Origin of the sequence: Amycolatopsis ultiminotia (assembly GCF_039536925.1) — a bacterium.
In the GTDB taxonomy this organism is placed as follows: Bacteria; Actinomycetota; Actinomycetes; order Mycobacteriales; family Pseudonocardiaceae; genus Amycolatopsis; species Amycolatopsis ultiminotia.
Genome location: NZ_BAAAZN010000009.1, coordinates 253,626 through 269,573, shown reverse-complemented (window position 1 = coordinate 269,573; position 15,948 = coordinate 253,626). Strand labels below are relative to the sequence as shown.

14 protein-coding genes and 2 pseudogenes are annotated in these 15,948 nt (G+C 71.0%); 15 read left to right on the top strand and 1 reads right to left on the bottom strand.

Features of this window, described 5'->3' with window-relative positions:
* Positions 1-123: 123 nt before the first annotated feature.
* The 14 genes and pseudogenes from dacB to folK all read left to right on the top strand — a co-directional run bounded on the left by dacB (position 124) and on the right by folK (position 14,378).
* The gene (dacB, locus tag ABD793_RS22320; RefSeq protein WP_344862976.1) at positions 124-2,664 is read left to right on the top strand and encodes a D-alanyl-D-alanine carboxypeptidase/D-alanyl-D-alanine endopeptidase; all 2,541 of its coding nucleotides are present in this window, start codon (positions 124-126) and stop codon (positions 2,662-2,664) included.
* A gap of 59 nt (positions 2,665-2,723) precedes the next feature.
* Complete coding sequence (locus ABD793_RS22315; RefSeq protein ID WP_344863124.1) at positions 2,724-3,740, top strand: zinc-dependent metalloprotease; 1,017 nt, start codon at positions 2,724-2,726, stop codon at positions 3,738-3,740.
* Positions 3,737-4,714, top strand: a complete 978-nt coding sequence (gene tilS, locus ABD793_RS22310) for a tRNA lysidine(34) synthetase TilS (RefSeq protein WP_344862974.1) — start codon at positions 3,737-3,739, stop codon at positions 4,712-4,714. Before ABD793_RS22315 ends, tilS begins: the two co-directional genes overlap by 4 nt.
* Positions 4,715-4,717: 3 nt before the next feature.
* A complete protein-coding gene (hpt, locus tag ABD793_RS22305; RefSeq protein ID WP_344862972.1) occupies positions 4,718-5,269 on the top strand; it encodes a hypoxanthine phosphoribosyltransferase in 552 nt (183 codons plus the stop codon).
* Positions 5,270-5,414: 145 nt separating this feature from the next.
* Positions 5,415-5,780, top strand: coding sequence for a hypothetical protein (locus ABD793_RS22300; RefSeq protein WP_344862970.1), 366 nt, complete (start codon positions 5,415-5,417; stop codon positions 5,778-5,780).
* 23 nt (positions 5,781-5,803) lie between these two features.
* Entirely contained in the window at positions 5,804-7,186 is a 1,383-nt protein-coding gene (locus tag ABD793_RS22295; protein WP_344862968.1) for a hypothetical protein, read from the top strand.
* A 79-nt stretch (positions 7,187-7,265) separates the two neighbouring features.
* Complete coding sequence (locus tag ABD793_RS22290; protein ID WP_344862966.1) at positions 7,266-8,069, top strand: ESX secretion-associated protein EspG; 804 nt, start codon at positions 7,266-7,268, stop codon at positions 8,067-8,069.
* Positions 8,070-8,133: 64 nt separating this feature from the next.
* Positions 8,134-8,952 (top strand): ESX secretion-associated protein EspG, encoded by an 819-nt coding sequence (locus ABD793_RS22285; RefSeq protein ID WP_344862964.1) that lies wholly within the window; start codon positions 8,134-8,136, stop codon positions 8,950-8,952.
* A 191-nt stretch (positions 8,953-9,143) separates the two neighbouring features.
* Positions 9,144-11,558, top strand: coding sequence for an ATP-dependent zinc metalloprotease FtsH (gene ftsH / locus ABD793_RS22280; RefSeq protein WP_344862962.1), 2,415 nt, complete (start codon positions 9,144-9,146; stop codon positions 11,556-11,558).
* A pseudogene (locus ABD793_RS22275) lies at positions 11,530-11,802 on the top strand (GTP cyclohydrolase I); the annotation flags it as partial. The gene ftsH and the pseudogene ABD793_RS22275, both read left to right, overlap by 29 nt.
* A 555-nt stretch (positions 11,803-12,357) precedes the next feature.
* A pseudogene (folE, locus tag ABD793_RS22270) lies at positions 12,358-12,702 on the top strand (GTP cyclohydrolase I); the annotation flags it as partial.
* Complete coding sequence (gene folP, locus ABD793_RS22265; protein WP_486303688.1) at positions 12,699-13,535, top strand: dihydropteroate synthase; 837 nt, start codon at positions 12,699-12,701, stop codon at positions 13,533-13,535. The pseudogene folE and the gene folP, both read left to right, overlap by 4 nt.
* Positions 13,528-13,887, top strand: a complete 360-nt coding sequence (gene folB, locus ABD793_RS22260; RefSeq protein WP_344862959.1) for a dihydroneopterin aldolase — start codon at positions 13,528-13,530, stop codon at positions 13,885-13,887. Before folP ends, folB begins: the two co-directional genes overlap by 8 nt.
* The gene (folK, locus tag ABD793_RS22255) at positions 13,884-14,378 is read left to right on the top strand and encodes a 2-amino-4-hydroxy-6-hydroxymethyldihydropteridine diphosphokinase (protein ID WP_344862957.1); all 495 of its coding nucleotides are present in this window, start codon (positions 13,884-13,886) and stop codon (positions 14,376-14,378) included. Before folB ends, folK begins: the two co-directional genes overlap by 4 nt.
* A gap of 71 nt (positions 14,379-14,449) precedes the next feature.
* Here folK and ABD793_RS22250 read toward each other — a convergent pair whose 3' ends face one another.
* Positions 14,450-15,385: a helix-turn-helix domain-containing protein gene (locus tag ABD793_RS22250; protein WP_344862955.1), complete on the bottom strand. Its 936-nt coding sequence runs from the start codon at positions 15,383-15,385 to the stop codon at positions 14,450-14,452.
* A 71-nt stretch (positions 15,386-15,456) separates the two neighbouring features.
* Here ABD793_RS22250 and ABD793_RS22245 point away from each other — a divergent pair, with 71 nt between their 5' ends.
* Positions 15,457-15,909: a DUF3180 domain-containing protein gene (locus tag ABD793_RS22245; RefSeq protein ID WP_344862953.1), complete on the top strand. Its 453-nt coding sequence runs from the start codon at positions 15,457-15,459 to the stop codon at positions 15,907-15,909.
* Positions 15,910-15,948: the final 39 nt, after the last annotated feature.

Sequence of the window (15,948 nt, the reverse complement as noted above, 5' to 3'; positions counted from 1 at the left end):
CAACCGCAATCACCTCGTTGACGTCACTAGTGTGGACTACACCCGGCCGGCGGGTCGCGCCGATGTCGGCCAGACGGCATGTGAGCTTGGCCCCTTCGCGGGGCAGGTGAGAAGGAGTAGTGGGTGCCGGACAACGACCAGCCGAGGTGGCCGACAGGCGACGAGGACACCTCTCCCCGTGGTGAAGAGGCCACCGCCGGTCTGCCCCTGCCCAAGCGGAACGCGGGCAGCACCGACCGGCTCGCCGTGCCGAACGTCACACCCGGTGACGGGCCCGGTTCGTGGTTCCGGCCGAACGTCCCGCCGGATCCGGTGCCGGGGGTCAACGCCCCGGAGGAATCGGCCAAACCGGACCCGCAGCGCTCGGAGCCGCAGCGCTCGGAACTGCAGCGCTCGGAGTCGCCGAGGACTGAACCGCCGCGACCGGAGCCCCCGCGCGCGCAACCTCAGCGGCTGGAGCCGCAGCGACCCGAACCGCAGCGGCCGGAACCTCGTGGGGAACAGACCCAGCAGGTGCCGTGGGTGCCGGTGGAGCGTCCGGAGCAGCCGTCGCGGGCCGCGTCCGAGCAGCCGAACTCGCTGTTCCAGCCGGTTCGCCGGGACAGCAGTCCGGGCAGGGAGCGGGAAGAACGTCCGGCACCGCAGGAGCGGCAGGTACCGCAGGAGCAGCAGCCGTTCGCCGCGTTCCGCGACGAGGCTCCGCAGAGCGGTTCGGCACCGGACGGTGGCCAGGGCTGGGCGGCATTCCGTCCGGTGGCCTCGCGTGCGCAGCAGCAACAGCCGTCCGCCGGTGGGGGCTGGACGGCGTTTCGCAGCGAGTCCGACGCACCGCCGGAGCGCAGGCCGGAGGAGAACCCGCGGGCCCGTGAGGAACCTCGCTGGGACGCACTCGAGGGCAGTTCCGCCTCGTGGTCGCAGCAGCTCCAGGTCCCGGTCCGGCCGGGATTGCCGGAGCCGCCGCAGGGTGCGGTGCCGCCCGCGTCCGCCGAGAGCGCGCGGCCGATGCGGATCGAGCCGTCCGGGAGCCAGTTCCCGGCCGAGGCGACGGTCGGTATTCCGCGTCCGCAGTCCGGTGCGCAGCCGTCTCCTGGCCCCTGGCCCGAATCACCGGACGCCGGACACCAGGGTGAGGCGACTCCGATCGGCCAGCGCGCTGCGCCGGGCCCGCAGCCGGTGGACCGCGAGCGGGAGCAGTTCGCGAGTGAGGCGACGGTCGGGATCCCGCGTCCGCCGGACGGGTTCCCGCCCGCTGCGGCGCCCGGTGGTGGCGAGCCGAAACGGCGGCGGAAGCTGCTGGTCATCGGGCTCGTCGTGGTATTGGTGCTCGCCGCGGCCGGCGTCGCCTCGGCGGTGCCGAAGGTGTCCAACAAGCTGGGCCTGCCGTGGGCGCCCAATGCGCCGAAGGGGGACGCCCCCGATCCGGCGGAGGTGAGCCTCGCGCTGCACGGTCCGGACACCTCGGGTGCCGGTGCGTCCCCCGGTGGCGTCGCGTCCGCACTGGCCGGTCCCTCCGGTGCCCCTGCGCTCTCGCAGCTCACCGGCAGTGTGATCGATCCGTCGAATGGTTCGGTGCTGTGGGACCACTCGTCGAACACGGCGCTCACCCCGGCCTCGACCACCAAGATCCTCACCGTTTCCGCCGCGCTGCTCGCGATGGATCCGACGAAGCGGCTGACCACGAAGATCGTGCAGGGCCGGCAGCCGGGCACGGTGATCCTCGTCGGCGGTGGCGACCCCACGCTCACCGCGTTGCCGCAGGGCACCGACTCACCGCTCTACCCGGGTGCAGCGCACGTGGACGACCTCGTCGCGCAGGTCAAGAAGGTCGCGGGCAACGTCAGCAACGTCCAGGTCGACGTGAGCGCCTACAACGGCCCGGTCACCGCGCCGGGCTGGGAACCCGGCGATGCGCCGTCGCTGTTCGGCGCGCCGATCGTGCCGGTGATGGCCGACGGCGGCCGGGGCAACCCGAAGGTCGACGAGACCCAGCGCTCCGGCAATCCGGCGACCACGATCACCCAGCTCGTTGCCGAAAAGCTCGGTGCGAGCGCGGGCGGTACCACCAAGGCGACGGCGGACGCGAAGGTGCTCGGCGAGGTCCAGTCGGCGCCGCTGCCGGACCTCGCGTACGCACTGCTGCAGATCTCCGACAACGTGCTCGCCGACGCGCTCGGCCGGCAGGTCGCCATCGCCACCGGCGGTGATCCGTCGTTCGCCGGCGCGGCTGCCGCGGTGAAGAAGGTGCTCGGGGACCACGGGTTCGACGTGAACGGGTTGCAGCTGTTCGACACCAGCGGCCTGTCCAACCAGAACAAGGTGCCCGCGCGGCTGCTCAGCCAGGTGCTGGCCGCGGCCGCGGGGCCCGACGGGAAGGACCAGAACACGCCGAAGCTGCGTCCGCTGCTCGCCGGGCTTCCGGTGGCGGGCAGTCCGGCAGGCACGCTCGCCGACCGGTACCGCGTCCCGGATTCGTCCGCGGGCAAGGGCTGGGTACGGGCCAAGACCGGCACGCTCACCGGCGTCAACACCCTCGCCGGCTACGTGCTGGACAGCGACAACCGGGTGCTCGCGTTCGCGTTCATGTCCAACGGGTCGGACAAGGACTCCGGACAGGCTGCGCTCGACGTGCTCGCCACAGCGTTGCGCAAGTGCGGCTGTCAGTGACCACTCCGGCAGGTAGCGTCGAAGGGGTGAGCCAGGAAACCGAGATCCGCCGGCGGCCGATGGTCGACTGGGACCGCGCGGCCACGACCGGAGCGCTGCTCGTGCGCGGTGGCCCGTCGATTGCCCGCCGCGATGCCGAACGCGCGGTGACCGACTTGCGCGAGCTGACCGCGGAGGCGGAGGGGCATGTGCGCGAGCTGACCGGGCTCGGCCGTGACCTGCCGTTGCTGCCGGGCACGGTGGTGGACCGGCCGGGCTGGGTGCGGTCGGCTGCGTCCGGTCTGGGCGCGCTCACCGGCCGCGCGCTGCCGCCCGCGCAGGGCGGTCCGCTCGGCCCGGTGCTGGCGTCCGGTGCGGGTGTGCAGACCGGGCTGGTGCTGGCCTTCCTCGCGTCGAGGGTGCTCGGCCAGTACGACCCGTTCGGCGGTCCGGAGAACCAGGGCGAGCTGCTGCTCGTGGCGCCGAACGTGGTCGCCGCGGAACGCGCGATGAAGGTGCCGGACAAGGACTTCCGGCTCTGGGTCTGCCTGCACGAGTGCACGCACCGGCTGCAGTTCAGCGCCGTGCCGTGGCTGCGGGACTACTTCGCGGACGAGGTCGAGCGGCTGGTCTCCGGCATCGCGGGGGACTCCGAAGAAGGACTGAGCGAGCTGGTCGGCAGGCTCACCGACGCGGTCAAGCAGCGTGGCACCGGCGTGGGTATCGCCGAGCTGCTGCAGTCGCCGAAGGAACGCGCGGTGTTCGACCGGCTGCTGGCGTTGTCCACCCTGCTCGAAGGGCACGCCGACTACGTGATGGACGCGGTGGGCCCGCGAGTGGTGCCCAGTGTCGAGCAGATCCGCGCGAAGTTCAGTGCACGCCGTCGTGGCGGTGGCATCTTCGACCGGCTGTTGCGCGCGCTCCTCGGGCTCGACGCGAAGATCCGCCAGTACGAGGAAGGCGCGAAGTTCACCAAGCACGTGGTCGACGCGGTCGGTATGGACGGCTTCAACGCGGTCTGGCGATCTCCGAACACGCTGCCGACCCGGGCGGAGATCGCGGACCCCGCGGCCTGGGTACAGCGTCTGCACGGGTGAGCGCGCTCGCCGCGGTCCGTACCGCGGTCCGCAACTTCCTCGCGTCCATCGAGGTGCCCGGCGAGGTGTGCGTCGCGGTCTCCGGTGGGGCGGATTCGGTGGCGCTTGCCGCCGCGACTGCGTACGTCGCGCGAAGCCGTGGTTTTCGCACGCGCGCGCTCGTGATCGACCACGGTCTGCAAGACGGCTCCGCGGACGTAGCGGCTGAAGCTGCTGCAGTGGTGCAAAAGCTGGGTGTCGAGGTCGCTGAAGTGCGTGCTGTCGACGTCGCGAGCGAAGGTGGCCCCGAAGCGGCTGCGCGTACCGCGAGGTACCGCGCGCTGCGCGAAGCGCTGTCAGACAGCGAAGGGCTCGTCTTGCTCGGCCACACTCTCGACGATCAGGCCGAGACCGTGCTGCTCGGCCTCGGCCGCGGCTCCGGACCACGGTCGCTGGCCGGGATGCGTTCGTACGATCCGCCGTGGGGCAGGCCGTTGCTGGGCGTCACGCGCGCACAAACGCAGGGGGCCTGCGTGGAGCTCGGCGTGCAGCCGTGGCAGGACCCGCACAACGCCGACCCGAGGTTCACCCGGGTCCGGCTGCGCGGCGAAGTGCTGCCGTTGCTGGAGGACGTGCTGGCCGGTGGGGTTGCCCCCGCACTGGCCCGGACGGCCGCACAGCTGCGTGACGACACCGAGGCGTTGGACACACTCGCCGCGCGGGTCCACGAGCGCGCGGAACGGGCAGGTGAGCTGGAAACCACCGTGCTCGCCGCCGAACCGGCGGCACTGCGCAGGCGGGTTCTCCGCAGGTGGCTGCTGGACTCCGGGGTCCGGGAGCTGACCGATGCGCACCTGCGTTCGGTCGACGCGCTCGTGGCCCGCTGGCGGGGTCAGGGCGGGGTCTGGCTGCCGGGGAACTTGGAGGCACGCCGGTGCCATGGCAGGCTCTCGCTTGCCGGACCCCAACCCGAACCCACCACCCGAGGGGAATGACTCGTGTACGAGGGCGAGATCGCCTCCGTGCTCATCACCGAGCAACAGATCAAGGAAAAGATCGCGGAGCTGGCGGCCAAGATCGCCGCCGACCACCCGGAGAACGGCCAGGGCGACCTCATCCTGGTCGGCGTCCTCAAGGGCGCCGTCATGTTCATGACCGACTTCGCACGGGCACTCGAGCTGCCGACGCAGCTGGAGTTCATGGCCGTGTCGTCGTATGGATCCTCGACCTCGTCCTCGGGCGTGGTGCGCATCCTGAAAGACCTCGACCGCGACATCGCGGGCCGGAACGTGCTGATCGTCGAGGACATCGTCGATTCGGGGCTGACCCTGTCGTGGCTGCTGAAGAACCTGGCGAGCCGGAACCCGGCGTCGCTGGAGGTGGTGTCGCTGCTGCGCAAGCCGGAGGCGGTGAAGGTCGAGGTACCGGTGCGCTACATCGGTTTCGACATCCCGAACGAGTTCGTGGTCGGCTACGGCCTCGACTACGCCGAGCGCTTCCGCGACCTGCCCTACATCGGCACGCTCGATCCGCACGTCTACACGTCCTGAAGAAGCCTTCCGCATCCGGCGCGAGGGATGCGGAACTTTGATCTCCCCGATCGCGTCATAGGGCTCGACCAGGTGCGTTAACCTATGCGAAGACCTAATGCATGCGGGCGGGTACGGCTCGCGCGGGGGAACGGAGAGAGGGCAGATGGGCGACAGCAGCTTGGCCGATGCCAACGCGTTCAAGAACGCCGCTGCGAGGGGCCAGGTCGGGATCGACCCCGACGCGGCACAGACCGTGCTGAACAAGATCCGCACCGGTAAAGACGCGATCGAGACCCTGCTGAACAGCGCGGGCACCCTTGCCCAGCCGCCGAAGCTCGGCAAGAACCCGGTCGGCACCGCGATGGCCGCGAAGTTCGTGCAGCGCGCCGACGGCGGCGGCGACTCCTACTCGTCGGCACTGCGGAACCTGCTCGGCCAGTACCAGGCCGCCGAGGAGGGCATCGTCACCGCGATGTCCCGGTACCACGAGATCGACCAGTCCGCAGCCGACCCGTTCCGCAAGGCCTGACTTCCGAGGGGGATCAGCCAGTCATGGCACCGAACTACGACAGCAACGGGAACGGGACGGACGGGTCCGGCTACGGCCGGCAGCTGGGTTACGCGCCGCCGTCGGCAGGCTCCGCGGTTCCGCTGGGGGCCAATTCGTCGCAGAGCATCGTGGACGCCGCACGCAGCAGCTCGGGCGGCTTCGAGATGGGCGGGGACCGCGCCATCGGCAACCCGCCGAACTGGAACTCGCAGCAGAGCCAGCAGCTCTACGACGGCGCGGTGACCGACAACGATCCCGGCACCGCCGAGTCCAGCGGACAGCACTGGACCAAGCACGGCAGCGAGCTCAAGCGCACCTCCGACGATCTGTACAACGCGATCGCCGAGCTGGGCAACGCCTGGATCGGTGAGGGCGCGTCGGGTGCGCAGGGTGCGCTCGTCGCCATCGCCAACTCCGGCACGCAGGCCTCCGACGCCGCGCACACCATGGCCGACCGGCTCGCCAAGCAGGCCACCGCGGCGGCCGAGGTGAAGAAGATGCCGGCGCCGCGCGACTACGACCCGAAGCAGGCCATGTCCGCCGCACTGGCGGGCGGGCCCGCCGCACTGGCGGCGGACCAGAAGGTGCAGGCCGACGCGGCGAACGACGTGAAGGCGCAGCAGGTCGCGTTCTTCAACGCCTACACCGAGGCGATGAGCGACGTCGACGGCTCCACCCCGAGCTTCGGCCCCGACTCTCTCGGCATGAAGGCGACCGCGTCGCACTTCAACGGCAACTCGTTCAACTCCGTGCAGCCGGGCGCGCCCGGGGCAGGCCACGGGGCAGGCGGCGCGGGCGCGTTCGGCGCACCGGGTGCGCACGGAGCGGGCGCGCCCAGCGCACCCGCGCACGTGACCGCCGATTCCGGCACCTACGGCGCGGCAGGCTTCGACGGCGGGCTGGCCAATGGGGCCGGCGTCGGCGCGGGTGGTCCCGCTCCGGCCGCGCCCGCTCCGGCAGCCCCGTCCGGTGGTGGCGGCGGCGGTGCCGCGGCGGGCCTTGGCCTCGGCGCGGTCGGTGCCGGTGCCGGGCTGGCCGGCGGCAAGCTCGGCCAGGGCAGCCGCAGCGGCTCGCGCAAGGAGGACAACACCTCCGCTTCCGCCGAGCACCAGAGCGGGCAGAGCGCTGCGTCGGCGACGCCGCAACAACAGCAGGGTGTGGTCCCGGCAGGCGGCACCATCGGGCAGCAAGGCCAGCAGGGCCAGCCCGGCATGATGGGCGGCATGGGCGGCGGCATGGGCGCCCGTGGCGGCCAGGGCGAGCAGGAGCAGGAGCACACACACGCTTCCTTCCTCATCGAACCGGACCCGGACGACGCGTTCGGCGCCAACGAGGCCACCCCGCCGCCGGTCATCGGCGCGTGGTCGGAGGACGAGGACGACTGATGCTGCACCCCGCGGGCGCGTGGCCGGACCGGTCACGCGCCCGCGGTTGTCCGGAACACTCGGGGTAGGGGGTTGGTCGATGCCGAACGCGGAGCTGCTCACACCGCTCGAGGTGGACTTCCTGTGGGAGTCGGCCGGGGTGGGTGAGCTGCCCTATCCACTGCGGATCGGTTCGCACGGCGCGACGGTGGACGAGCGCGCGGCGCTGCGTGCCCGCACGCTCGCCGGGCTGACCGAACGCGGGCTCGCGGACCGCCGCGGCCGTCCGGAGCCGGACGTGGAGGACTACTTCGGCATTCTCGCCTCACCCGACGCGAGCCTGGACACCGTGCAGCTGCTCGACCCGAACGGCGAACCACTGCTCGCGGTCGCAGGCAGGCTCGGTGAGCAAGGCCTGTTCGCCGTGCAGGACCAGCGTGGCCTGCACCTGCAGCCCTGCCCGCCGGACGGGCTCGCCACCGCGATCGTGTCGTTGCTGCCGGGGGCACCGCGCGGCAGCGAGAAGTCGATCACCGTGCCGCTGGAGCAGCTCGTCGGTGCGTCCGGTGTCGACTTCCTGCAGCGCCGCGGCAACCAGCTCGACGCGGCAGGCCGGGCGAGCGTCGACGAGGACCGCAAGGCACTGTCCCGGTTGCACGCCCAGCAGCGGCTGCGGGGTGGCCAGATCGGCGCAAACGCCCGCAACCGGCTCGGCGGCCGCAGCCGTTCCCCCGTGCTCAGCTGGTTCGACACCGAGACCGGCCGGTACTTCACGCAGGCGACCAGCGGCCGTGACGGACGCGACTGGATCACCATCGCCCCCGCCGATGCGGCAACCCTGCGGCACCGGCTCGGCGAGATGCTCGCGGGTGCGGCAGGCCAGGAGAGCGCTGCGGCGTTCTGAGCACAGCCGGGGCGGCCCGCGCTAGGCTGGCCGCGGATCGATTCTGGAGGGTGAGCAGCACCGGATGCACCAAGAGTTCTTCTCCCCGCTCGCGTTCGACTTCCTGTGGGAGTCGATGGAGCTGGGTGAGCTGCCCTACCCGCTGCGGATCCGTTCGCACGGGGACACCCAGGACGAACGGGTGTCGCTGCGGCACCGGGTGGACGCCGAGCTGAGCGCCCGTGGCCTGCGGGACTCGCGTGGCCGGGCGGAACCGCAGCTGGACGATTGGCTCACGCTGCTCGCACGGGCCCCGATGTCGATCGACGGACTGCACATCCCGCAGTTCGAGGCGCATCCGATCGCGCTGCTCGCGGCGGGCGACGAGCGCACCGGCGTGCTCGCGATCCAGGACGCGGACGGCATCTGGCTGCGCGAAACGCCACCCGACGGCCTGGTCTCCACGGTCGTGAGCCTGCTCCCGGCGGGCAACCGCGGGACCGAGGCGTCGGTCACCCTGCCCTTGGAAGAGGCGCAGCACACCCGCCCGATCCGGGTGCCGGTGGCCGCGGGTGGCGGTGAGCCCGAGGACAAGGGCCGCCGGCCGAGACGTCAGTCACTGAGCGAGCGCGCCACCGTCGACCCACGGGAGACCTACGGGCTGATCGCAGGCCAGCCGCGGCTGCGCGGCGGTCAGCTCGCAGCGAACAGCCGTACCTCGCTCGGGGCCCGGCAGCGGTCGAGGGTGCTGGGCTGGTTCGACACCGCCACCGGGCGTTATCTCAGCCTGTCGAGGCCGGGAACGGACGGTCGGGAGTGGGTCACCGTGGCGCCGGCGGACCCGAAGACACTGCGGACCAGGCTGGGTGAGATGGTCTCGTCGGTGGCCGACAGCACTCGCTAGGGTCGCCCGGCCCGGGAACCCTCACGCGGGACCGCCCGTTGAGCTGCGAGAGGCTCACCAGGTTCCATCGCCCGGCCGGACGGTACCCTGGTGGGATGGGTGCCCGGTGGCGCCCCAGGTCAAGATCGCGATGGCGGGTATCACAGGAGCCGCCCAACCAGGGAGGGTCGAGGCCGCAAGGGCCGAGTCGTATGAACCGGAAGAGCGTGCTCAGGAACCCACTGCTGTGGATCGTCGCGGGGTTGCTGGCGTTGTTCGCGTACAACACGATCTTCGACAGCGATCGTGGCTACACACAGGCTCCGATCTCGGTGGCGAACCAGCAGATCGCCCAGAGCCACGTCAAGGAAGCCAGCCTGGAGGACAAGGAGCAGCAGCTCAAGCTCCTCCTGTCGCAGAAGATCGACGTCGACGGCACCCAGACCGACCAGATCATCGCGCAGTACCCGGCGGACGCCACGAGCTCCATCTACAACGCGCTGTCCAACGCGAAGATCGACGGTCAGGCGATCAAGCTGACCACCAAGGTGACCCAGCAGTCGCTGTTCACCCAGATCCTCATCTTCGCCATTCCGCTGGCGCTGGTGCTCGGCCTGTTGATGTGGATGATGAACAACGCGCAGGGCGGCGGCAACCGCGTCCTCAACTTCGGCAAGTCCAAGGCCAAACAGCTGAACAAGGACATGCCCAAGACCACCTTCGGCGATGTCGCGGGCGCCGACGAGGCGGTCGAAGAGCTGTACGAAATCAAGGACTTCCTGCAGAACCCGGCGCGCTACCAGGCGCTCGGTGCGAAGATCCCGAAGGGCGTGCTGCTCTACGGGCCGCCGGGTACCGGTAAGACGCTGCTCGCGCGTGCCGTCGCCGGTGAGGCGGGGGTGCCGTTCTACACCATCTCCGGCTCCGATTTCGTGGAGATGTTCGTCGGTGTCGGTGCGTCTCGGGTGCGTGATCTGTTCGAGCAGGCCAAGCAGAACGCGCCGTGCATCATCTTCGTGGACGAGATCGACGCGGTCGGCCGCCAGCGCGGTGCCGGCCTCGGCGGCGGGCACGACGAGCGCGAACAGACGCTGAACCAGCTGCTCGTCGAGATGGACGGCTTCGACGCCCGTGGCGGCATCATCCTGATCGCGGCCACCAACCGGCCGGACATCCTCGACCCGGCGCTGCTGCGTCCCGGCCGCTTCGACCGGCAGATCCCGGTGTCCGCACCCGATCTGCGTGGCCGCAAGGCGATCCTCGAGGTGCACGCGAAGGGCAAGCCGATCGCGCAGGGCACCGACCTGACCGGGCTCGCCAAGCGCACCGTCGGCATGTCCGGTGCCGACCTCGCCAACGTGCTGAACGAGGCGGCGCTGCTCACCGCCCGGCAGAACGGGCACGTGATCAGCGATGTCGCGCTGGAGGAGTCGGTCGACCGCGTGGTCGGCGGTCCGGCTCGCAAGAGCCGGATCATCTCCGAGAAGGAGAAGAAGATCACCGCCTACCACGAGGGCGGGCATGCGCTCGCCGCGTGGGCGATGCCGGACATCGAACCCGTGTACAAGCTCACCATCCTGCCGCGTGGGCGCACCGGTGGGCACGCTCTGCTCGTCCCCGAGGACGACAAGGAGCTGATGACCCGCTCGGAGATGATCGGGCGGCTGGTGTTCGCGATGGGTGGACGGACCGCGGAGGAGCTCGTGTTCCACGAGCCCACCACCGGGGCCTCGTCCGACATCGAGCAGGCCACGAAGATCGCTCGCGCGATGGTCACCGAGTACGGCATGAGCGCCCGGCTGGGTGCCGTGAAGTACGGCCAGGAACAGGGCGACCCGTTCCTCGGCCGCTCCGCGGGACGGCAGGCCGACTACTCGCTCGAGGTGGCGCACGAGATCGACGAGGAGGTGCGCAAGCTCATCGAGACCGCGCACACCGAGGCGTGGCACGTGCTCAACACCTACCGCGACGTGCTCGACAACCTGGTCGTGGAGCTGCTGGACAAGGAGACGCTGCAGCGCAAGGACCTCGAGCGGATCTTCGCGACCGTCGAGAAGCGCCCGCACATCACCGTGTTCAACGAGTTCGGTGAGCGCACCCCGTCGGACAAGCCGCCGGTGAAGACGCCCGGCGAGCTGGCGATGGAGCGCGGCGAGCCGTGGCCGCCGCCGGAGAAGGAGAAGAAGCCGGTGCTGCAGCCGGCACCGACGCCGGTCGGCACCGCACCCGGTGCGGGCGACCTGCCCGGTGGCCCGCCGTACCCGGCCCCCGACCCGAACGCCAACCCGTACGCCCCGCCCGCCAACGGCGGCCGGCCGAACGGCGGGTCGAACGGCAGTGGCGGACCGAACGGCGGTGGCCGCTGGCCGCAGTCGTATGGTGGGCAGCAGCCGGGCGGTCCGGCGGGCGGCTACTACCAGGGTGGCCCGGATGGTACGCAGAGCGGGCCCCCGAACTACGGGGCGCCTCCGGGCTGGACCCCGGCGACGTCCCCCGGCGGCCAGCAGCCGTGGCGCCCCGCCGAAGACCGTCCGCGTGAGCAGGGCTGGTTCGCCGACGGCGCGAACGGCCAGCAGCCGGACGAGGGGCAGCAGCGGCGTGACGCGGACGGAACGGACAGGCAGTAGCGACGGCGCCGGCCCGGTCTTCGACCAGGACCGGGCGGAAAGCGCCATCCGCGAGCTTCTGCTCGCCTGCGGCGAGGACCCGGGTCGGGATGGTCTTGCAGACACCCCGGCCCGGGTCGCTCGCGCTTACCGGGAAATGTTCGCGGGCCTCTACACCGATCCGGACGAGGTGCTGGCCCGCACCTTCGACGAAGCGCACCAGGAACTCGTGCTCGTCACCGACATCCCGATGTACTCCACGTGTGTGCCGAGCGAGCAGACCGTGGACACCCCGGGCGGTGTCAAGGCCGCGAAAGACGTCGCGGTGGGGGACAAATTCTGGACGCTGGCAGGCGGCAACGTCGAGGCGACGACGGTCGCACAGGTCAGCGCACACCGGACCGGTGAGCTGGTCGAGGTCAGCACGTCGGCGGGCAGCTTCCGGGTGACGCCGGACCATCCGCTGGCGACGCCGGAGGGATGGCGGGAAGCCAAGGACGTCGCGGGCTCGTCCATCGAGTGGACCGCGGCGCACAAGCTCTGCCGCGACCGCCGGCCGGTTCCCCGACGCGGCCTCGGACACGTCATCGGAGCGCGGTCCACCCGGGGCGCAGTGGCGGCGACGGCCGTCCTCGACGACTGGACGCGGCGGCACGGCTTCCCGCAAGGTGCGTACGCGACGGACCTCAACGAGTCCGAGTACGTCGAAGTCGAATCGGTGCGGTCGGTGCCGGCTGCCGGGACCGAGCCGCACACCGTGCACAGCTTCAAGTGCGAACCGCATCCGACGTTCTTGATCAGTGGCCACCTGACGCACAACTGCGAACATCATCTGCTCTCCTTCCACGGCGTCGCGCACGTCGGTTACATCCCGAACTCCGACGGCCGGGTCACCGGCCTGTCGAAGCTGGCCCGGCTCGTCGACCTCTACGCCAAGCGGCCACAGGTGCAGGAACGGCTCACCTCGCAGGTCGCGGACGCGTTGGTGCGCCGGCTGGAGCCGCGCGGGGTGATCGTGGTCGTCGAGGCCGAGCACCTGTGCATGTCGATGCGGGGAATCCGCAAACCGGGATCGCGCACCACGACGTCCGCGGTACGCGGGATATTGCGCACGTCGGCGTCGTCGCGGGCGGAGGCGATCGACCTGATCCGAGGCCGTCGATGATCCCGCGGCCCGGCCGCTGCGCGGTGGTGGGCGTGCTGAACGTGACCCCGGATTCCTTCTCCGACGGCGGGCGTTACCTCGATGTCGGCCAGGCGCTGGAGCACGCGCGGCAGATGTGGATGCGCGGTGCGGACCTGATCGATGTCGGTGGTGAGTCGACGCGGCCCGGCGCCTCCCGCGTCGACGCGGACACCGAAGCCGCGCGGGTGCTCCCGGTGATCCGCCGGCTGGCGTCGGAGGGCATCGCGTTGTCGGTGGACACCACCCGTGCCACCGTTGCCGAAGCCGCGATCGAGGCAGGGGCGCAGGTGATCAACGACGTCTCCGGCGGCCTCGCCGATCCCGGTATGGCAAGGGTGGCCGCGGAGACCAAGGCGCCGTGGGTGCTCATGCACTGGCGCGGGCACAGCAAGGACATGAACGCGCTGGCCGGCTACACCGACGTGGTCGCCGAGGTGCGGGCCGAGCTGCTGTCCCGAGTGGACGATGCGCTTGCCGCCGGGGTCGAACAGAGCGCGATCGTGCTCGATCCCGGGCTCGGCTTCGCCAAGCACGCCGAACACGACTGGGCGCTGCTGCACGGTCTGGATTCCTTGCTGTCCCTGGGTTTCCCGGTGCTCGTCGGGGCTTCTCGCAAGCGTTTCCTCGGCCGTCTGCTCGCCGGGAAGGACGGCGAGCCGCGACGCCCGGACGGACGGGAGGCGGCGACCGCCGCGGTGTCCACATTGGCCGCCATGGCCGGCGCATGGGGCGTGCGGGTGCACGAGGTGGGTGCTTCACTCGACGCCGTGGTGGTGGCCGCGGCCTGGCAGCGCGGGAGGGCCGATGGCTGACCGGATCACGCTCACCGGACTGCGGGTGTTCGGCAGGCACGGGGTGTTCGAGCACGAGAAGCGCGACGGGCAGGAGTTCGTCGTGGACGTCACCGCCTGGCTCGACCTCGGCCCGGCCGCGGCGTCCGACGACCTCACGAAGACCCTGCACTACGGCGAACTGGCCGAACTGGCCGCCGGTATCGTCGCCGGGGAACCGTATGACCTGATCGAGAGCGTCGCCGGGAAGATCGCCGACGAGGTGATCCGAGACGTCCGGCTGAGTGCCGTGGAGGTCACCGTGCACAAACCGGCTGCCCCGATCCCGCTGACGTTCGACGACGTCGCGGTCACCGTCCGGCGCGAACGATGAGCCGGGCGGTGCTTTCGCTGGGCTCGAACCTCGGCGACCGGCTCGGATACCTGCGCAGCGTGCTCGAGGCAGTACGACCGGCGCTGGTCGCGGTGTCCGGGGTCTACGAGACGAAACCGTGGGGCGTGGAGGATCAGCCCGATTTCCTCAACGCGGTGTGCGTCGTCGACGACCCGGGCCGAGACCACTGGGCGTGGTTGCGCACCGCCCAGTCCGCCGAACAGGCCGCAGGCCGCGTCCGCGAACTGCGCTGGGGGCCGCGCACCCTGGATGTCGACATAGTGACCGTGGCCGGGGTGACTTCCGACGACCCGGAGCTGCTGCTGCCGCATCCGGGCACCCCGGACCGGGCGAGCGTGCTGATCCCGTGGCTGGAGATCGAACCGGACGCCGAAGTCCCCGGCCACGGCCGGATCGCGGACCTGCTGGCCCGGCTCACCGACGCCGACCGGGCAGGTGTCGTCCGCCGGCCGGATCTGCCGTTGCGCTGACCCTCAGCCGAGGCGCCGGAGCAGGTTCCGCGGATCCCCCAGGAATCCGCGGAACCCCACGGGCGATCGCCTCATGAGCGCAGCGCCGCCACCAGGAACCGCTGTTCCTCGTTGGTGCTCGGGATCGGCGGCCAGCCGTTGATCGTCGCCATCAGCTGCCAGTACCGCTCGGCCCGCGGGTCGCCGCCGGAAGCGATCTTGTCGGCAAGCGCACGGCGGTACTCCGGATCCCGCGGGTCCTGGTCCGGGCGGGCCGACGCGGTCGCGATCGCCGTCGCCAGCGCCCGGCCGGACGGTGCATCCGGGGTCTCGCCTGCCTCGAGTGCCGCGCGGGCGTCGGTGATCCAGCCGGGCCAGTTCTGCTGCTGGGCCCGACTGGGCTGCTCGTACTCCCCGGCTTCGCGGTCGGCCGCCTGCCGTTCGCTCATCTTCCGGATCAGCAGGCGGAAATCCGGATCCCGGATGAGCTCGGCGAACTCGATCCAGGCTTCCAGCTGCTCCGGGGTCGGATCGTCGGGCAACTCCGGTTTGGCCGAGCGCATCCAGGCGTAGAACTCGTGATCCACGTCCAGCCCTTCGGCCATTTCGGTCCAGAACTCCTCGACAAGACGGCGGCGCTGCTCGTCGGACATCTGCGCGAGTCGATTCATCAGTTTCACTTCCTCCAGTTCGGAATCACGCTTCACCACCGCGCGCAGGACCGCACGGCGCAGCCGCAACCGCCGGATCTGCTCGTCCAGCGCCTCGACGTGGTGCGCGGCGAGATCGCGCACCTTCGTCTCCCTCGCCAGTGCGCGGGCGACGTCGGACAGGCCGACCCCCAGCTCGCGCAGCGTCCGCACCAGTTCCAGCCGGGCGAGCGCATGCGCGTCGTAAAGCCGGTAGCCGGAGCCGGATCGCCGGGTGGGCGGGAGCAGGCCCCGGTCGGAGTAGAACCGGATGGTCTTCACCGGCAGGCCGGTCCGGCGGGACAGTTCGCCGATCGTGAAGACGGTGGTCGCGGGCATGGATTTCATCGTGGAGTCTCCAGTCACTGGAGAGTCAAGGGTGCCAGAACGGGCTCGGTACGGTGGGGCTCATGCATCTCACCCGGCCCCGGGACCTGGTGGTGGCCGCGGTCGCCGGTTTTGCCGTGGTCTACCTGCTTTTCCAGCTGTCCTACGGGGACCTGCCCGAGCTCCCGCTGTTCGCCGGGGTCACGTTCGCGGTGCTGGCCGTCGCCGAGGCGGCGCTGGCGCTGTCGATCCGGTCGCGGATCCGGTCCGGCCGGGTACGCGGTGACGCGGTCGGCATCGCCCGCGCGGTGGCGCTGGCGAAGGCGTCGTCACTGGCAGGCGCCTTCCTCGGCGGCGGATGGCTGGCCGCCTTCGGCTACGTCTTCCCCCGACGTGACGAACTCGTCGCCGCGGTGTCCGACAGCCGCTCCGCCGTGGTCGGGGTGGTGTCGTCGGTCCTGCTCGTAGCTGCCGGTTTGTGGCTGGAGCACTCCTGCCGGACCCCGCCGGAGAAGCCAGGGCAACAGACCGGTTAACGAAGCGATCCGCCCGCTCGAAGTACCGACTGGGTCTCA

Bases quoted from the DNA above. Each gene is read 5' to 3' on its own strand.
- ABD793_RS22295 (WP_344862968.1), top strand. From the start codon at position 5,804: ATGGCACCGAACTACGACAGCAACGGGAACGGGACGGACGGGTCCGGC.
- folK (WP_344862957.1), top strand. From the start codon at position 13,884: ATGAGCCGGGCGGTGCTTTCGCTGGGCTCGAACCTCGGCGACCGGCTC.
- ftsH (WP_344862962.1), top strand. From the start codon at position 9,144: ATGAACCGGAAGAGCGTGCTCAGGAACCCACTGCTGTGGATCGTCGCG.
- ABD793_RS22285 (WP_344862964.1), top strand. From the start codon at position 8,134: ATGCACCAAGAGTTCTTCTCCCCGCTCGCGTTCGACTTCCTGTGGGAG.
- folB (WP_344862959.1), top strand. From the start codon at position 13,528: ATGGCTGACCGGATCACGCTCACCGGACTGCGGGTGTTCGGCAGGCAC.
- ABD793_RS22315 (WP_344863124.1), top strand. From the start codon at position 2,724: ATGGTCGACTGGGACCGCGCGGCCACGACCGGAGCGCTGCTCGTGCGC.
- ABD793_RS22250 (WP_344862955.1), bottom strand. From the start codon at position 15,385: ATGCCCGCGACCACCGTCTTCACGATCGGCGAACTGTCCCGCCGGACC.
- ABD793_RS22245 (WP_344862953.1), top strand. From the start codon at position 15,457: ATGCATCTCACCCGGCCCCGGGACCTGGTGGTGGCCGCGGTCGCCGGT.
- folP (WP_486303688.1), top strand. From the start codon at position 12,699: ATGATCCCGCGGCCCGGCCGCTGCGCGGTGGTGGGCGTGCTGAACGTG.
- ABD793_RS22300 (WP_344862970.1), top strand. From the start codon at position 5,415: ATGGGCGACAGCAGCTTGGCCGATGCCAACGCGTTCAAGAACGCCGCT.
- ABD793_RS22290 (WP_344862966.1), top strand. From the start codon at position 7,266: ATGCCGAACGCGGAGCTGCTCACACCGCTCGAGGTGGACTTCCTGTGG.